Source organism: Vibrio clamense (assembly GCF_050337905.1).
GTDB classification, from domain to species: Bacteria; Pseudomonadota; Gammaproteobacteria; order Enterobacterales; family Vibrionaceae; genus Vibrio; species Vibrio cortegadensis.
This window is the reverse complement of the sequence record NZ_JAKJTJ010000023.1, coordinates 159,737-173,284: the sequence shown is the minus strand read 5'-3', so window position 1 is coordinate 173,284 and position 13,548 is coordinate 159,737. Positions and strand designations below refer to the sequence as shown.

Below are 13,548 nucleotides of genomic sequence, written 5' to 3'. Positions count from 1 at the left end.
AGCCAACTGACAGTTAGTTATTCTATCAATTTACATTCGATTTTAGTCTAGATATTGAGAATGCGGTACTGTCCGATCGGACAGGTTTGTAGAATGAGATTATTGCGCATTGTTGTATTTCCACATACAAGGAGATACAACAATGACAATACAAATCCATTCACACAACCTCAATGCAATACCAAAGCATGATTACATCAACTTACTGAAATTGCGCTACAAAGTTTTTTCTGCCCGTTTACACTGGGATTTAGAAACCAGCGAAGAGATGGAAACAGACCAGTATGATGTTGAATTAGCTCACTATTTATACGCAATGGAAGACGAAGGTAGTATGGTGGGATGCTGGCGGATCTTACCGACCACAACGGACTATATGTTGAAGAACACCTTTCCCGAACTGTTGGGGGGGATCAGTGCGCCTGTTGATGAGAAGGTGTATGAATTAAGCCGTTTCGCGGTTGATAAAGACTTCTCGCGCAAAGCTGGAGGTGTGAGTAATATCACGCTGAAGATGTTCCAATCTCTTTATTACCATGCACAAGACAAACAGATCGATTCTTATGTCACGGTGACATCTGCAGGAGTAGAAAAGCTGATTAAACGTATGGGGATCCCTTGTTCTCGAATTGGCGACCAAAAGGTTCATATGTTGGGTGACACAAAATCGGTCGCTTTGCATATACCAATGAATAATCATTACCGGGAGAGTGTAGGTGCTTAAACGACATGTGTTTAGTCATCTAAATAGGTGAATGAATCGTCACTTTAGTTAGGTGATAAAGATACAAAGCATGAGCACAAGTGATTAATCGCTTTGTGCTCATTTTTAAAGGATAATGTTAACAGAGGGTATTGTTAAAGTAGTGGGTTGATATAACCACCTAAAATGGCTTTAGTGATGGCTTGATATCGGTTGGTCGCATTAAGTTTTTTGCAGGCATTACTGATATGGAATTTCGTCGTACGTTCAGAGCAACCAATTATGGTCGCAATTTCCCAAGCACTTTTCCCTTCCGCCGCCCATGTTAGGCACTGGGTTTCTCTAGCAGTGAGAACCGCTCTTGGTGCTGCATCATTATGACACTTTGCGATGTTGTGGATGTTATTAGACAGAAGGGGAACAATAAGCTGCGATATTTCGATGCTACGGTTTTGCAGTGAGTAGGATTTTACATCCGATGTTGCAAAACTAATCATACCAAACTCACCTCGTAGTCCATGAACAGGGATGCTGAAGCCTTTTTTGAGCCCGTTGCAGCGAGCTTCTTCAAATATCTCGTCGCCGCTATTGGTCAGTTCTTTGATTCTATCCCACTGGATTGGCAAGAAGTTATGAATGCTGTATTTCACAATAGGATCAACGTGCATAAAACCAGATTGATCGTATTGTTCGCGCCAGGCAGGAGGATAGTTGTCAGTGAGTAAGGTTTCAGAGGTAGTCAGCGTTGGTTTTAAGGATAACCCAAATAAAAAATACTCATGATCAATGATGTTATTTAGATCAAATAACACACTTTCCAGTTTCTCATGACTTGAGATCTCTCGATTCTCTTCTATTAATCGAAGTATTTTCTTCATCAATAAATAAGACCTTGTGCCAAATATCAGAACTGATTAAATATAAATATATCAGTAATATACAGTATATGCACCTGTTCTGATAAAAAATCATTCCATATTGACACTCACTGGCTCTTACTTGGTGACATCGATGAAGCATTAAGTGGTGTACTAGACGACTTCAATAGTAACGGAGTTCTCTTTTGCAAAGGCATCAATCTCTTCAGGGGGAGGTGTGTCCGTAATGATGATATCGACATCAGCGATCGTACCCAGTTTTACCATCGCATTTCGGCCAAATTTAGTATGGTCAACCCCTAGTAATACACAGCGGCTATTTTCGATAATAGCTCGTTTGACTCTAACTTCATGATAATCAAAATCAAGCAACGAACCATCGTGGTCGATGCCACTTATTCCTAAAATACCGAAATCTAAGCGGAATTGAGAGATAAAATCCAGTGTCGCCTCACCAGTCACACCACCATCAATATTTCTGACTTCACCACCGGCGAGAATGACTTTAAAGTCGGGCTTGGTCATAAGAATTGTCGCCACATTAATATTATTGGTGACGATCCTTAACTGTTCATGGTTCACCAAAAGTGCTCTAGCGATAGCTTCCGGCGTTGTACCAATATCAATAAATAGAGTGGCGCAGTTGGGGATATGTTTAACCAAAGCGGCAGCGACTTTCTCTTTTTCTGGCTGTAAGGAGACTTGCCTAGATTGATAAGATGAGTTTTCAGAGCTTGATGCTAGTGTTGCACCACCGTGATTACGTCGTAGCTTATTGTCATCTGCGAGCTCATTAAGGTCTCTACGGATTGTCTGAGGACTTACGTTGAATCGTTCGACTAAATCATCGGTACTAACAAAACCATGAGTCTGAACGAGTTCAATAATTTCTTGATGGCGTTTAACTGCTTTCACTAACCAACTTCCTTATTGCGAATATTCATTTTAGTGTACGCTGTGAAGGCGCAATTTCAATAACTTCGAACAAATTCACAGGCTATTGTGCTCGTCTTTGACGTGGATTCACATAAACGAAAGCAAAAAAGAAAATTTACATTGATGTTAAGCTGCACTCTTGGCAATAACGGCAACTTGCTTAGATGTTTTAATTTGTGAAAGAATAACGCCAGATATCACCAAAATACCGCCCATCAGATGATAGCTCTGGATTGTCTCTCCAAGCAGCGTCGAGGCTAACGTGACCGCTATGACAGGTAAAAGATTCATGAACATCGCAGTAGAATCAGCCCCGATGATTGCAATCGATTTTACCCACATCCAAGGTGCAATGACCGATGCCAGAATGGCGGCATAAGCGATCAAACTATAAGACGCTTGTGTGGGTAGTAACTGGTCACTGGTCAGCCAGAGTGGTGTCAGCATAATCACAGCACATAGCCCCTGCATGTAGATGAAAAGCCAGTTAGAGAAAGGCATTTTCCAACGCTTTAGAAGAACGCAATACACCGCATAAATGCATGCCGCGATCACCATTAAGCCGTCACCCTGAGTGATTTCTTGGCGGGTGAAAAATAGCATATCACCCTTCCCGAGCATGAAAGTTAGCCCTAAAAGCGACAAAACCCCACCTACAATGCTTAAGCCTGATACTTTTTTACCTAATAACGGGACGCTAATGAAGACACTAAGCAGTGGAACCAAAGAGATAATAAGAGACATATTTGATGCAGTTGTGGTGAGTCCTGCGTAGTAGCCAAGTGACTGATTCAATACCATGCCGAGTAGAGCAAGAAATGCGATCTTACGGATATAAGGTTTTATGGTTTTCCATTGGCGAATGAGCGATGGTAAGCAGAAAGGCGTTAAAAGAACCATGGCAAAAAACCAGCGGAAAAAGCTCATGGCACTAGGCTCTATTGCTGATGCCGCCAGTTTATTTACGATGGAATTGCCGCCCCAGATCACTACGGTAAAGAAAGGTAAGAGATAATTCATGTGATATCCATCGAGTAATTAATCGTTGGAGCTAGTGTATTTGGTCGCTATAATTATAAATATCTCCAGAAAGACATTCAGCGTGATAGGAAGACAATTTTGAAAAAAACGCCGAGAAAGCTGCACCGATCCTTATCAACGGAAAACGCACCATCAGATGTGTTTATGAATTTTGAAGCGTTTTTGTCGAATACTGAAACAAGAACTCACAGCCACGAATGGGGGCAAGTTCAGTTGATCAGTGGCGGGATTTTGGAAATGGAAGCTGAAGGAACCCGTTTCCTTGCTCCTCCCCATTTAGCGATTTGGGTTCCCGCAAATGTGATGCATTGCAGTTATAATCGTAAGCCCCTCGACTACTGTTCATTGAATATCGCTCATCAGCTAACCGCGTCGTTTCCAAACCAGACTAGTTTGATAAAAGTCACCCCAATTGTGTCTGCCATTATTGATGACTTACGACGTCGAGATGTCAACATTGCACAATCGGAATCTGACAAGCGATTGGTTCAAGTTTTGCTTGATCAACTGGCAACGGAAGAGGTTGAACACCACTTTCTACCGTCTAGCAATCATAAATACTTAGCGCCTATTCTTGCGGCGATAGAGGAGAACCCAACCGATGATATGTCACTCGCAGATTGGGCAAGCAGAGTTCACACCACGGAAAGAACGCTTGCTCGTTATTGCCAAAGCGAATTAGGGATGAGTTATACCGAGTGGCGATTAAGGGTGCGATATCTACATTCGATGGAGCTACTGCGCAGCGGTCAGTCGGTTAAAGAGGTGGCCTTAACTCTAGGTTACAACCAAGCAAGCCCTTTTATCACAATGTTTAAGCGATATTCGGGGTTCACGCCGGAGCAATACAAAAACCGTTTGCTGTAAGGGATTACACCAACGGTCAGGTTATTAAGAGATCTGTTTAGAGAAAAAGCAATGGGTATTCTTGAGGCGTTGGCGGAGAAGAGCGTTCTTTTAGTCGTCCATGGAATTAGCGGCCTATGGGGGATCATGGCCGCTAATTTTTATTTTTCAGGCGTTTCTAGTGCTCTGATGGCGACGTTTAATGCATTGTCGAAATCTGCCCTTTTCTCTAGTTTTCCAGAGCTTGCTGGTCCGAGTGCGTTTGAATATAACGTTCTTTGCTTATCTAAAGGTAGATCTAATTGATTATATAAATTTTGTCGAATTTCGGCGTGTTGTTCTGGTTCATTATTCGAAAGGTCTATCAGGGTATCGTAAATTAGAGTGGAAATGGTGTTCATCGTAATCCCTTAATTACTGAATGGGTTGCATATTCGTTATATCTGTAAATTCTCCGGACGTCTGCGATGTCAGTCACATAACAATGGGTCTCAGATTGATGTGTGACTTATAACATTCTTAGCCCCATATTCGTCCAACGATCAAAGCAATTAAGGGTAAGATGTAAGCACATGAGAGTGGTGCTTACTGTGTTGGCTTTAAACATTACCTTCTTGTACGGATTGAACTGGAACAAATAGGCTCGCTTATCTATAATGCCACTCCAAAATTTTATACCTCAGGAAATTGTCCTTGGTTGATGTCGTTATTTTAGCCATTGCTCTCAGTATGGATGCGTTCGCTGTATCTATTGGTCTTGGAGCAAAACATATTAAAAATTCTAGAGCTTTAGCGCTTATGTCGGGAGTCTATTTTGGTGCCTTTCAAGGCGCGATGCCGCTCTTGGGTTATCTAGGTGGAAAGGGTGTTCTAGGATTTGCTGAGTCATATGCACCTTGGGTTGCTTTTCTCCTTCTTGTCGTGATTGGTGGTAAAATGATTCACGAATCGATGTCGGACGGAGCAGAGAAAAATATCCGTGATATAACCCATAAAGTGCTGTTTTTTCTCGCGATAGCAACCAGTATTGATGCCATTGCAGCAGGCTTCACTCTTTCGGTTCTTGATGTTAATCCGATGATAGCGTGTGCGATTATCGGGTTAATAACCTTCGGATTTAGTTGGGGGGGAATTTTTATCGGTTCTAAATGTGGAACTTGGCTGGAAAGTAAAATGGAATTACTTGGAGGCGTGACACTTATACTGATAGGTATAAAAATTGTTTGTACATAACCGCAGACCGCTCTTTGCCTAATATCGATTCAGTATCTAGAAACACGATTGGATCGCTTCGGCTTCGCTTACTGATAAGTGATAATAAATTATGCTTTTAGCGACGATGCAGCTAAAAGCATAATTAGTTAAATTGAATTACCCTACACTGAGTGCTCAATCAGGTAATTTAACCCACCCACAATGGCTGCGACTTGAGCTTTATTACACTCTTCATCTGTCACCTTCGGGCTATCAGGATAAACTTCTGTTGTTGAACCAAATTTGCAATTCGTCATTCCACCGCAAAGAGAAAGCTCAGTCATTGGGTAGTTGATGACTCCTTCTTGAGTGACTGGAGAGCCAATAATATTGCCGTCAGAATCTGGCGGAGCGATATGAGTCACTTTTCTTACTGAGTCTATGATTGCTTTTTGGAAGGCTTCAACAGGCTGTTCCGAATCTCCCACGGTATAAAACCCATCAGGCACCTCTTCTTCGATATACTTCACACCGTCGCGAGCAGCAAGTGCAGGCATAAATTCAGATTCATCCGTGTCTGTTGTTTCATGCAGGTCTATGTGCATGAGAAAATCAATGTTGAGAGCGTTAACAAACTGCATCACTGATGCGGATTCTTCTGCTGGGCTATTGGCATAAAACGAACGGTTAGGATCGATAGCAAGTGGGTTCCAACGGTTAATCGTTTCGTAACCCCAAGGGCTAATACATGGCGTTACGATAAAATTGAAGCGGTCTAAATAGTGGTGAACCTGAGTTTGTAGAAAGGTCAAAGCCCCCTGAACACCACTGGTTTCATATCCGTGAACGCCGCCAGTGATTAAAATGGTCGGTTTTGAGGGATCCCAATTTTTAGTTTTAATCGCAAAAAGAGGGTAGCGGTCAGGGTCGTAGCTCAGTGCTCCGTATTGTTCGATGTCAAAATCAGCGTTTAGTGCTGTGATTTTTGAAACCACTTCTTCTTGGTAAGAGCGTTTGATTGTGACTTGTTCACGCCATGCGTCTTTCTCTTTCTGCGTCCATTTGACGCCAGCGGTTCCGATTGGATAAAAGTATGAGCTTTGCATTGCCGAGCCTTGTTTTTGAGATGCTTGTTTTATGAGAGTAACAGCGGAAATGAATCGAGCAAAAGATTTTTTAAAGTGAATAGATTTCAGGGGCGAATCGGTGCGTAGAGGTGATGAATCTTGATAGATGATAGATGATAGATGATAGATGATAGATGATAGCTATTGATTGTTCCGCTCAGCTGAATGCTAAGTCAATAAAAACAGCAATGAACATTATCGCTCATTGCCGTTATGTCTGAGTTGAACTCTAGATTAATTTAGCACAACGAATATTTACTTAACCGTCCAAGCAATGGTCTCATCAGCTCGGATTGGCACAACAATATCTTGTCCAAAAGGCATGGTTGATGCAACGGTCCACTCTGCTTTAACGAGTGTGACTGTATCGGTATTACGCGCTTGCCCATAAAAATCAGGGCCATTGTGACTTGCAAATGCTTCTAAGTTTTCAAGCTTGCCTTCTTGTTCAAAAACTTCAGCATACAGTTCTAGTGCGGCATGAGCGGTATATGAACCAGCACAGCCACAAGCGGCTTCTTTTTTACCCTTACCATGAGGGGCAGAGTCGGTTCCTAGAAAGAACTTTTTGCTACCACTGGTTGCGGCTGCAATTAAAGCTTGCTGGTGGGTGTTGCGTTTTAAAATTGGCAAGCAGTAAAAGTGAGGTTTAATTCCGCCAACTAACATGTGGTTGCGGTTATACAATAAGTGGTGAGCAGTAATAGTTGCAGCAACGTTGTCGTTTGCACGGTTAACAAAATCGGCGGCATCGGCTGTTGTGATATGCTCTAACACGATTTTTAGGTTCGGAAAGTCATTCACAATTGGAGCGAGAACGGTATCTAAGAATGCCTTCTCGCGGTCAAAGATATCGACATCATGAGCCGTGACTTCGCCGTGAATGAGGAGCAGCATACCAACTTCTTGCATCGCTTCTAAAACCGGATAAATATTTTTAGCACAAGTGACGCCAGAATCTGAATTGGTTGTCGCGCCAGCAGGGTAGAGCTTTGCAGCAACAACAGCACCTGATGCTTTTGCAGCACGAATTTCATCGGTAGTGGTATTGTCTGTTAGGTAAAGCGCCATCAAAGGCTTAAATTGAGCACTTGGCTTTTCTGCCATGATACGCTCGCGGTACGCTAACGCCATTTCAGTATCAGTGACGGGTGGGATGGTATTTGGCATGATCAAAGCACGGCCATTGTAACGGCTAATGTCTCGAACGGTGTCCGCAAGAACGTCACCATCACGAAGGTGAACATGCCAGTCGTCTGGACGAGTGATCGTAAGTGTTGTCATTTATAAGCTCCCACCAATGAAAATAGTTATGTGATTGGAGCCTAAATAGAGCGAAAAGTGTGAATGCAATCGCTTCCGTTTAGGCGACAGGATGATAGAGGAAATACTATTTGATTTCATCTTCTTTCTGACTTTTCCTTCGTATTTCTGGGATGACGGTGAATTCTTTTGTAAGCAGAAGTTTGTTAGCATGGCAAAATAGAAATGTTAGATACTGAACACAAAGGATAGGGTTAGTAATGTCATCTCAAAATACAACACCTCGCAGCAAAGTCACTCAACACACAGACTCCACCCCAACACTTACTCAAATTAATGTTTACCCTGCTAAATCTGTTGGAGGGATCTCGCTTTCAAATTCATGGGTAGAGAAGCAAGGTTTAAGCTTCGATCGTCGATTTATGATTGCGCTGTCTGATGGAAGCATGGTGACCGCTAGAAAATACCCAAAGATGGTGAAAGTGAAATCTTGCTTAGTCGCGGATGGCGTTATGTTTACGTACCCCGGAATGCCTGCCCTAAAACTGGTGTATTCGGAATTCAAAATGCAAGAGTCACCAGCACAAGTATGGAAAGATACCTTTACTGCATATACCACGACGGATTGTGCTGATGATTGGTTTAGCCAAGTTCTCGGATTGCGAGTAGAGTTTCTATTTTGTGGGGAGCAGTCTAATCGAGTGCGCGAAAAACTTGGCCATAATGTCAGTTTTGCTGATGGATACCCTGTGCTTATTATTAGCCAACAATCATTAGATGAGCTGAACAGACGTAGCCCTGAATTTCACTCAATGGATCAATTTAGAACCAATTTAGTGGTGTCTGGTTCTGAGCCATTCATTGAAGATAGTTGGAAGCGTATTCGTATCGGTGAAGTAGAGTTTGAAGCAGTAAAGCCGTGTGAACGCTGCATTCTGACTACAGTCGATGTGGAAAAAGGCGAATTCAGAACAACGAAAGAGCCGCTGAATACACTATCTCGTTTTCGCGCTAATGAGCGTGGCGGTGTTTTCTTTGGGCAAAACCTAGTGGCAAAAAATGAAGGATTGATCCAAGCCGGAGATGTAATCGAAGTTTTAGAAACCAAAGAGAAAGAGTTCTATCAAGATACTTCAAGCGGGAATGTTGGTGAAAATGAAGGCGTTGACGATCTTCAATTAGTCGCGGCAGAAGAAAAAGCGCTGCAATTGAGTGTGAATGGCTATCTGTTTGAAGGGAATAACCAAGATACATTACTGAAACAAGCCGAAAACGCTGGGTTGTCGATTATGAATAGTTGCCGTGCTGGCATCTGTGGTGCGTGTATGATGACGTTAGAGTCCGGCAAGGTCGATCATTTTGATGCTCCTGCTATACAAGATGAAGAGAGGAGCATGGGGAAAATTTTAGCCTGTTGCTGCGTCCCTAAAACGGATATCGAAGTGATTGATTAAGCTTCGTGTTCATCTCTTGTGATTTAAAAAAGGCTAACAACGAGTGTTGTTAGCCTTTATGCTTTTTAGAGCTTAGAGCTTAGAGCTTAGAGCTTAGAGCTTAGAGCTTAGAGCTTAGAGCTTAGAGCTTAGAGCTTAGAGCTTAGAACTTAGAGCTAGTCATAGATCGTAGGAATTGGCTGACGCTTGTGTTGAGTCGCTTTATAAATATTCACTAGACGGTCGGTAACATCTTGTGAAACAGGCTTGCCTTCCAAAAAGTCGTCAATCTGTTCATAAGACAAATCCAGAGCATCTTCATCCGCTTTTTGTGGATCAAGTTCTTCTAAATCTGCGGTAGGCACTTTTTTAACTAACTGTTCAGGAGCACCTAAAGTTGCGGCTAACTCTCGGACTTGGCGCTTGTTTAATCCAAACAGTGGAGCCATATCGCAAGCGCCATCACCAAACTTGGTATAGAAGCCAGTAATGTTTTCAGCTGAATGGTCAGTACCAATTACTAAGCCGCCAACATAGCCAGCGATTTCATATTGCGCTGCCATCCGTGCTCGTGCTTTAACATTGCCTTTAACAAAGTCGATTTTTGCTGAGTCAGTTGGAAGAAGGTTCGTGCCTTCTAAAGCAACATGAGAAGCCGAATGTAACCCATCAACGCCTGCTTTAATGTTGACAGAAACAGAGTGACTCGGTTGAATAAAAGAGAGCGCTAGTTGTGCTTCATCTTCATCTTTTTGTTCACCGTACGGAAGGCGAACGGCAATAAATTGATAAGCCTGCGAGTTTGATTCTGTATTTAGGGCATCAATTGCCAATTGCGCAAGTCGGCCACAGGTTGTGGAGTCGACCCCACCGCTGATGCCAAGTACTAACGATTTACAACCCGATTGTTGTAGCTTGTTCTTGATGAATGCGACGCGGCGATCAATTTCAAAATGAGCATCAATTGATGGGAGAACACGCATTTCATCTCGGATGAGTTGTTCCATTAGAGTTCCTTTTCTGCAAGCAATATAAAAAATAGTGAAATTAGTAGTATCATACCGAATTCATTTGATTAAAAAACTCAATTTAATAGGCGAAAGTCAGGCATGAAGAAAATAGCAGTGTTTGGGAGTGCGTTTAATCCGCCAAGTTTAGGCCATAAGAGCGTTATTGATTCATTAACCCACTTTGATTGCACTTTATTGGTTCCTAGTATTGCCCATGCATGGGGCAAAACCATGCTGGACTATGATATACGTTGTGAACTTTTGGATGATTTTATCTCTGATCTCGCACTTCCAAATGTACTGCGTTCAACCGTTGAGCAAGAATTGTACCTACCGGGGAAAAGTGTCACCACTTTTGCGGTCTTAAATAGAATTCAAGAATTGTACCCACATGCCGATATAACCTTTGTTATAGGACCAGATAACTTTTTCAAGTTTTCAAAATTCTATAAAGCGGAACAAATAATGCATCGATGGTGTGTGATGGCGTGCCCTGAAACAGTCAATGTGCGCAGCACGGATATCCGTAATCGATTAATGGCAGGTGAGGCAATTGATGATCTAACCACGGTTTCGGTTAGTAAAAAGTTGCAACACAGCAATCTGTATTAGATAATCAACCACTAATCTAATAAGGTCCGATGACTATGCTAAAAAAGATGTTCATAGCTTCTATGCTAACTGTGGCTTATGCGCCATCGATTTATGCTGGGTGTGACTTTTTTAGTAATGAATCCGTCATGTTGGAGTCAAAATCCAGTTGGTGTGACTCAATAGCCAATGGCGTTGATATGATTAGCTCACAAGTCTCTACATTAGGAGGCTTGCTTGAAGAAGAAAAAATGCCGAATACTTACTGGGCAGAGTGGGCATTAAGGCCAGAAGATGAGCCTATCTTAACGCAAAATATATCTAGTAATTACATTGGTCTAGGCATTTGGATGCCAGATGAGTTGGCTGAAAATGAAAACCAAATGACCACAGAAGAGTGGCTGACTAATCACGGTTTACAGATCAGTATTGGTCTGGGTGAGAAAAAAAGCGGTGAGCCTAGAATGCGTTTTGATTACCGTTGGCATGAAGTTTATCAAGGCGATGTCATGATGCAGATCGAACTGCCATTTTAGACTTTCAATGATCTAATAAAGCCGCTAAGAGGAGAGCCTCTCAGCGGCTTTTTGCTATCTAAAGGAATGCTTAAACTAAAGGAATGTTTAAAGCTCACTTCCAAATACAAGCAGACATAACTGCTCAAACTCTTCTTCTTTACCGGAGAAAAGTTGCTCAATAATAAGTGCTTTCTTTTGACCAGATTGAAGACGCTTTTTGCTCTCGCGCATTGTCATGACTAAGATATTTATCTGCTCTAGATCAGAACTCTTTCCAGGCTCCCATTGATTAAACTCACGACTTAGCTGAGTTTCAATTAACGTTGGCTGAAGGGAGAGAACTTCCTCTTTAAGTACCGCTAATAGATCTTTCTCATGCTGTGGAGATAGCTTCTTTTGAGTTAGCTTATTTAATACGGCACGTGAGAGTTCTGATAAGCGAACTAAACCCGATTGAGTTGGGAACTTGTCAGTAAGCCGAATTGAAAAATCAACACGTTGAATATGAGTATTTGGAAAAAAAGTGATTGAAGTTAGGCAATCAAATGGCACCCAGATGGTTTCCCCTTGTTCAATAGCGTATTCAGTTTTTCCAAGCTTAATTAAGAGCAGGCTACTTTGGACAGTGATTAAACTATGCTTGAGCACTTTTTTTCTTGGGGTAATGACCAAGTAAGGGTAGCTAGTGTTCTGGTGTTCAATCGCGTAATTCATAGTGTAAACCTAAATTTATGGGGCGATAAGATTAACGGTTATGATCAAAAATTCCAACTATAAGTCTGATATTTGGAGATAATCTGGTCTGACCTTGTCAAAAGTATGGACTATGTAGCTGCGAGTGTCGTCAACAATGCGTAGAATGAAGAAGCTTTTTTATTTGATGTAGTGAAAAATGACTTCTAATACCGATCTTTATGCTGATATCCGTCCTTACAATGATGATGAGATCCCAGCTGCAATTAATCGTCTCATTAATGACGAAGAATTTATCAATGCTATTCTAGAACATCGATTTTCAAATCATGCGACTTGGTTTAAAACTTTAATGAGTCCTGTTTTGCGTGTTTACCTGAAAGTTAAGTGGAGTAAATACCGTTCTGTTGATGCTATCCAGCTTGAAGTAAAAAAGTATTTAAAAAATACTCTGAATACGACAACGGATGGGGTGACTTACTCTGGGCTTGATGCTTTAGATAAAGATACGGCTTATTTATTTGTGTCTAATCACCGAGATATCGCGATGGATCCCGCTTTGGTCAACTATGGTTTGTATCAAGAGGATCACAGAACAGTTCGTATTGCTATCGGTGATAATTTATTAAAAAAACCGTGCGCCGCAGACCTCATGAGGATCAATAAAAGTTTTATTGTGAAACGATCTGCAAAAGGACCTCGTGAAATGATGAAAATGCTTGGACAGCTTTCTTCATACATCAAGCACTCATTAGAAACTGGAAATTCTATTTGGATAGCGCAGAAAGAGGGGAGAGCAAAGGACGGGAATGATTTTACCGATCCTGCGATCCTGAAAATGTTTCATGTGGAAGGGCGTAAGCAAAAGACGCCTTTTTCAGAATATGTAAAATCACTGAAAATTGTGCCAGTTTCAATATCGTACGAAAATGATCCGTGTGATATCGCTAAAGCCCGTGAGCTATATGAAAAAGCGACACATGGCGTTTATGAGAAAGGTGAGTTTGAAGATATCGAAAGTATCATTCAAGGGATCATTGGACGTAAATCTCGTGTACATGTCGCATTTGGCCAAGTGATCGAAGATGATTACGAAACGCCTGAAGCATTAGCAACGGAAATTGATCGTCAGATACACCGCAATTATAAATTATTCCCGATTAACCTTCTGGCTGAAGGTAAGGAAGATAGCTCAATAACAGAGGCGACCCGTAGAGATTTTGAATCAAAATTGGAGCAACTTCCATTGGGGGCGCATCAGTATTTGATTGATAGCTACGCAAACCCGGTGAAGAATCAAGCATAAGAAAGAGAG

Annotated in this window: 15 protein-coding genes; 7 read left to right on the top strand and 8 right to left on the bottom strand. The window is 41.8% G+C overall.

The genetic code is table 11. From position 1 onward, the window contains the following. Positions 1–142: 142 nt before the first annotated feature. A complete protein-coding gene (locus L4C39_RS11790; protein ID WP_017051660.1) occupies positions 143–724 on the top strand; it encodes an acyl-homoserine-lactone synthase in 582 nt (193 codons plus the stop codon). Between the two features lie 134 nt (positions 725–858). On the opposite strand, the gene L4C39_RS11785 is transcribed toward L4C39_RS11790, so the two are convergent. The 3 genes from L4C39_RS11785 to L4C39_RS11775 all read right to left on the bottom strand — a co-directional run bounded on the left by L4C39_RS11785 (position 859) and on the right by L4C39_RS11775 (position 3,537). Further along, positions 859–1,581 carry an autoinducer binding domain-containing protein gene (locus L4C39_RS11785; RefSeq protein WP_017051661.1) on the bottom strand — a complete coding sequence of 241 codons (723 nt, stop codon included), beginning with the start codon at positions 1,579–1,581 and terminating at the stop codon, positions 859–861. Between the two features lie 153 nt (positions 1,582–1,734). Continuing rightward, positions 1,735–2,496, bottom strand: a complete 762-nt coding sequence (locus L4C39_RS11780) for a DeoR/GlpR family transcriptional regulator (RefSeq protein ID WP_017051662.1) — start codon at positions 2,494–2,496, stop codon at positions 1,735–1,737. A 147-nt stretch (positions 2,497–2,643) separates the two neighbouring features. Beyond that, positions 2,644–3,537, bottom strand: coding sequence for a DMT family transporter (locus L4C39_RS11775; protein ID WP_136995094.1), 894 nt, complete (start codon positions 3,535–3,537; stop codon positions 2,644–2,646). A 99-nt stretch (positions 3,538–3,636) separates the two neighbouring features. On the opposite strand from L4C39_RS11775, the gene L4C39_RS11770 reads away from it, so the two are divergent. After that, entirely contained in the window at positions 3,637–4,425 is a 789-nt protein-coding gene (locus L4C39_RS11770) for an AraC family transcriptional regulator (RefSeq protein ID WP_017051664.1), read from the top strand. A gap of 140 nt (positions 4,426–4,565) precedes the next feature. On the opposite strand, the gene L4C39_RS11765 is transcribed toward L4C39_RS11770, so the two are convergent. Beyond that, complete coding sequence (locus L4C39_RS11765) at positions 4,566–4,796, bottom strand: PAS factor family protein (RefSeq protein WP_029203261.1); 231 nt, start codon at positions 4,794–4,796, stop codon at positions 4,566–4,568. A gap of 301 nt (positions 4,797–5,097) precedes the next feature. Between L4C39_RS11765 and L4C39_RS11760 the strand changes: the two genes are divergently transcribed. After that, on the top strand, positions 5,098–5,637 hold the full coding sequence (locus L4C39_RS11760; protein ID WP_429746042.1) for a manganese efflux pump MntP: 540 nt from the start codon (positions 5,098–5,100) through the stop codon (positions 5,635–5,637). A 143-nt stretch (positions 5,638–5,780) separates the two neighbouring features. Here L4C39_RS11760 and L4C39_RS11755 read toward each other — a convergent pair whose 3' ends face one another. Continuing rightward, positions 5,781–6,704 carry a M14 family metallopeptidase gene (locus tag L4C39_RS11755; protein ID WP_429746040.1) on the bottom strand — a complete coding sequence of 308 codons (924 nt, stop codon included), beginning with the start codon at positions 6,702–6,704 and terminating at the stop codon, positions 5,781–5,783. Between the two features lie 276 nt (positions 6,705–6,980). Beyond that, positions 6,981–8,009, bottom strand: a complete 1,029-nt coding sequence (gene pyrC, locus L4C39_RS11750; RefSeq protein ID WP_113798422.1) for a dihydroorotase — start codon at positions 8,007–8,009, stop codon at positions 6,981–6,983. A gap of 239 nt (positions 8,010–8,248) precedes the next feature. On the opposite strand from pyrC, the gene L4C39_RS11745 reads away from it, so the two are divergent. Further along, positions 8,249–9,442, top strand: a complete 1,194-nt coding sequence (locus L4C39_RS11745; protein WP_136995098.1) for a YcbX family protein — start codon at positions 8,249–8,251, stop codon at positions 9,440–9,442. A 155-nt stretch (positions 9,443–9,597) separates the two neighbouring features. On the opposite strand, the gene nadE is transcribed toward L4C39_RS11745, so the two are convergent. Further along, positions 9,598–10,428: an NAD(+) synthase gene (gene nadE, locus L4C39_RS11740; RefSeq protein ID WP_113798419.1), complete on the bottom strand. Its 831-nt coding sequence runs from the start codon at positions 10,426–10,428 to the stop codon at positions 9,598–9,600. Positions 10,429–10,530: 102 nt separating this feature from the next. Here nadE and L4C39_RS11735 point away from each other — a divergent pair, with 102 nt between their 5' ends. Continuing rightward, positions 10,531–11,043, top strand: a complete 513-nt coding sequence (locus tag L4C39_RS11735) for a nicotinate-nicotinamide nucleotide adenylyltransferase (protein WP_171755511.1) — start codon at positions 10,531–10,533, stop codon at positions 11,041–11,043. Positions 11,044–11,078: 35 nt separating this feature from the next. Continuing rightward, the gene (locus L4C39_RS11730) at positions 11,079–11,558 is read left to right on the top strand and encodes a hypothetical protein (RefSeq protein WP_429746037.1); all 480 of its coding nucleotides are present in this window, start codon (positions 11,079–11,081) and stop codon (positions 11,556–11,558) included. An 87-nt stretch (positions 11,559–11,645) separates the two neighbouring features. Here L4C39_RS11730 and L4C39_RS11725 read toward each other — a convergent pair whose 3' ends face one another. Further along, positions 11,646–12,254, bottom strand: coding sequence for an AraC family transcriptional regulator (locus L4C39_RS11725; RefSeq protein ID WP_429746035.1), 609 nt, complete (start codon positions 12,252–12,254; stop codon positions 11,646–11,648). A 178-nt stretch (positions 12,255–12,432) separates the two neighbouring features. On the opposite strand from L4C39_RS11725, the gene L4C39_RS11720 reads away from it, so the two are divergent. Then, on the top strand, positions 12,433–13,539 hold the full coding sequence (locus L4C39_RS11720; RefSeq protein ID WP_171755509.1) for a 1-acyl-sn-glycerol-3-phosphate acyltransferase: 1,107 nt from the start codon (positions 12,433–12,435) through the stop codon (positions 13,537–13,539). Positions 13,540–13,548 lie beyond the last annotated feature (9 nt).

What these genes read in the sequence shown, in the direction of transcription:
- L4C39_RS11720 (WP_171755509.1), top strand. Translation starts at nt 12,433, where the DNA reads ATGACTTCTAATACCGATCTTTATGCTGATATCCGTCCTTACAATGAT.
- L4C39_RS11730 (WP_429746037.1), top strand. Translation starts at nt 11,079, where the DNA reads ATGCTAAAAAAGATGTTCATAGCTTCTATGCTAACTGTGGCTTATGCG.
- pyrC (WP_113798422.1), bottom strand. Translation starts at nt 8,009, where the DNA reads ATGACAACACTTACGATCACTCGTCCAGACGACTGGCATGTTCACCTT.
- L4C39_RS11775 (WP_136995094.1), bottom strand. Translation starts at nt 3,537, where the DNA reads ATGAATTATCTCTTACCTTTCTTTACCGTAGTGATCTGGGGCGGCAAT.
- L4C39_RS11725 (WP_429746035.1), bottom strand. Translation starts at nt 12,254, where the DNA reads ATGAATTACGCGATTGAACACCAGAACACTAGCTACCCTTACTTGGTC.
- L4C39_RS11785 (WP_017051661.1), bottom strand. Translation starts at nt 1,581, where the DNA reads ATGAAGAAAATACTTCGATTAATAGAAGAGAATCGAGAGATCTCAAGT.
- L4C39_RS11745 (WP_136995098.1), top strand. Translation starts at nt 8,249, where the DNA reads ATGTCATCTCAAAATACAACACCTCGCAGCAAAGTCACTCAACACACA.
- nadE (WP_113798419.1), bottom strand. Translation starts at nt 10,428, where the DNA reads ATGGAACAACTCATCCGAGATGAAATGCGTGTTCTCCCATCAATTGAT.
- L4C39_RS11790 (WP_017051660.1), top strand. Translation starts at nt 143, where the DNA reads ATGACAATACAAATCCATTCACACAACCTCAATGCAATACCAAAGCAT.
- L4C39_RS11755 (WP_429746040.1), bottom strand. Translation starts at nt 6,704, where the DNA reads ATGCAAAGCTCATACTTTTATCCAATCGGAACCGCTGGCGTCAAATGG.
- L4C39_RS11735 (WP_171755511.1), top strand. Translation starts at nt 10,531, where the DNA reads ATGAAGAAAATAGCAGTGTTTGGGAGTGCGTTTAATCCGCCAAGTTTA.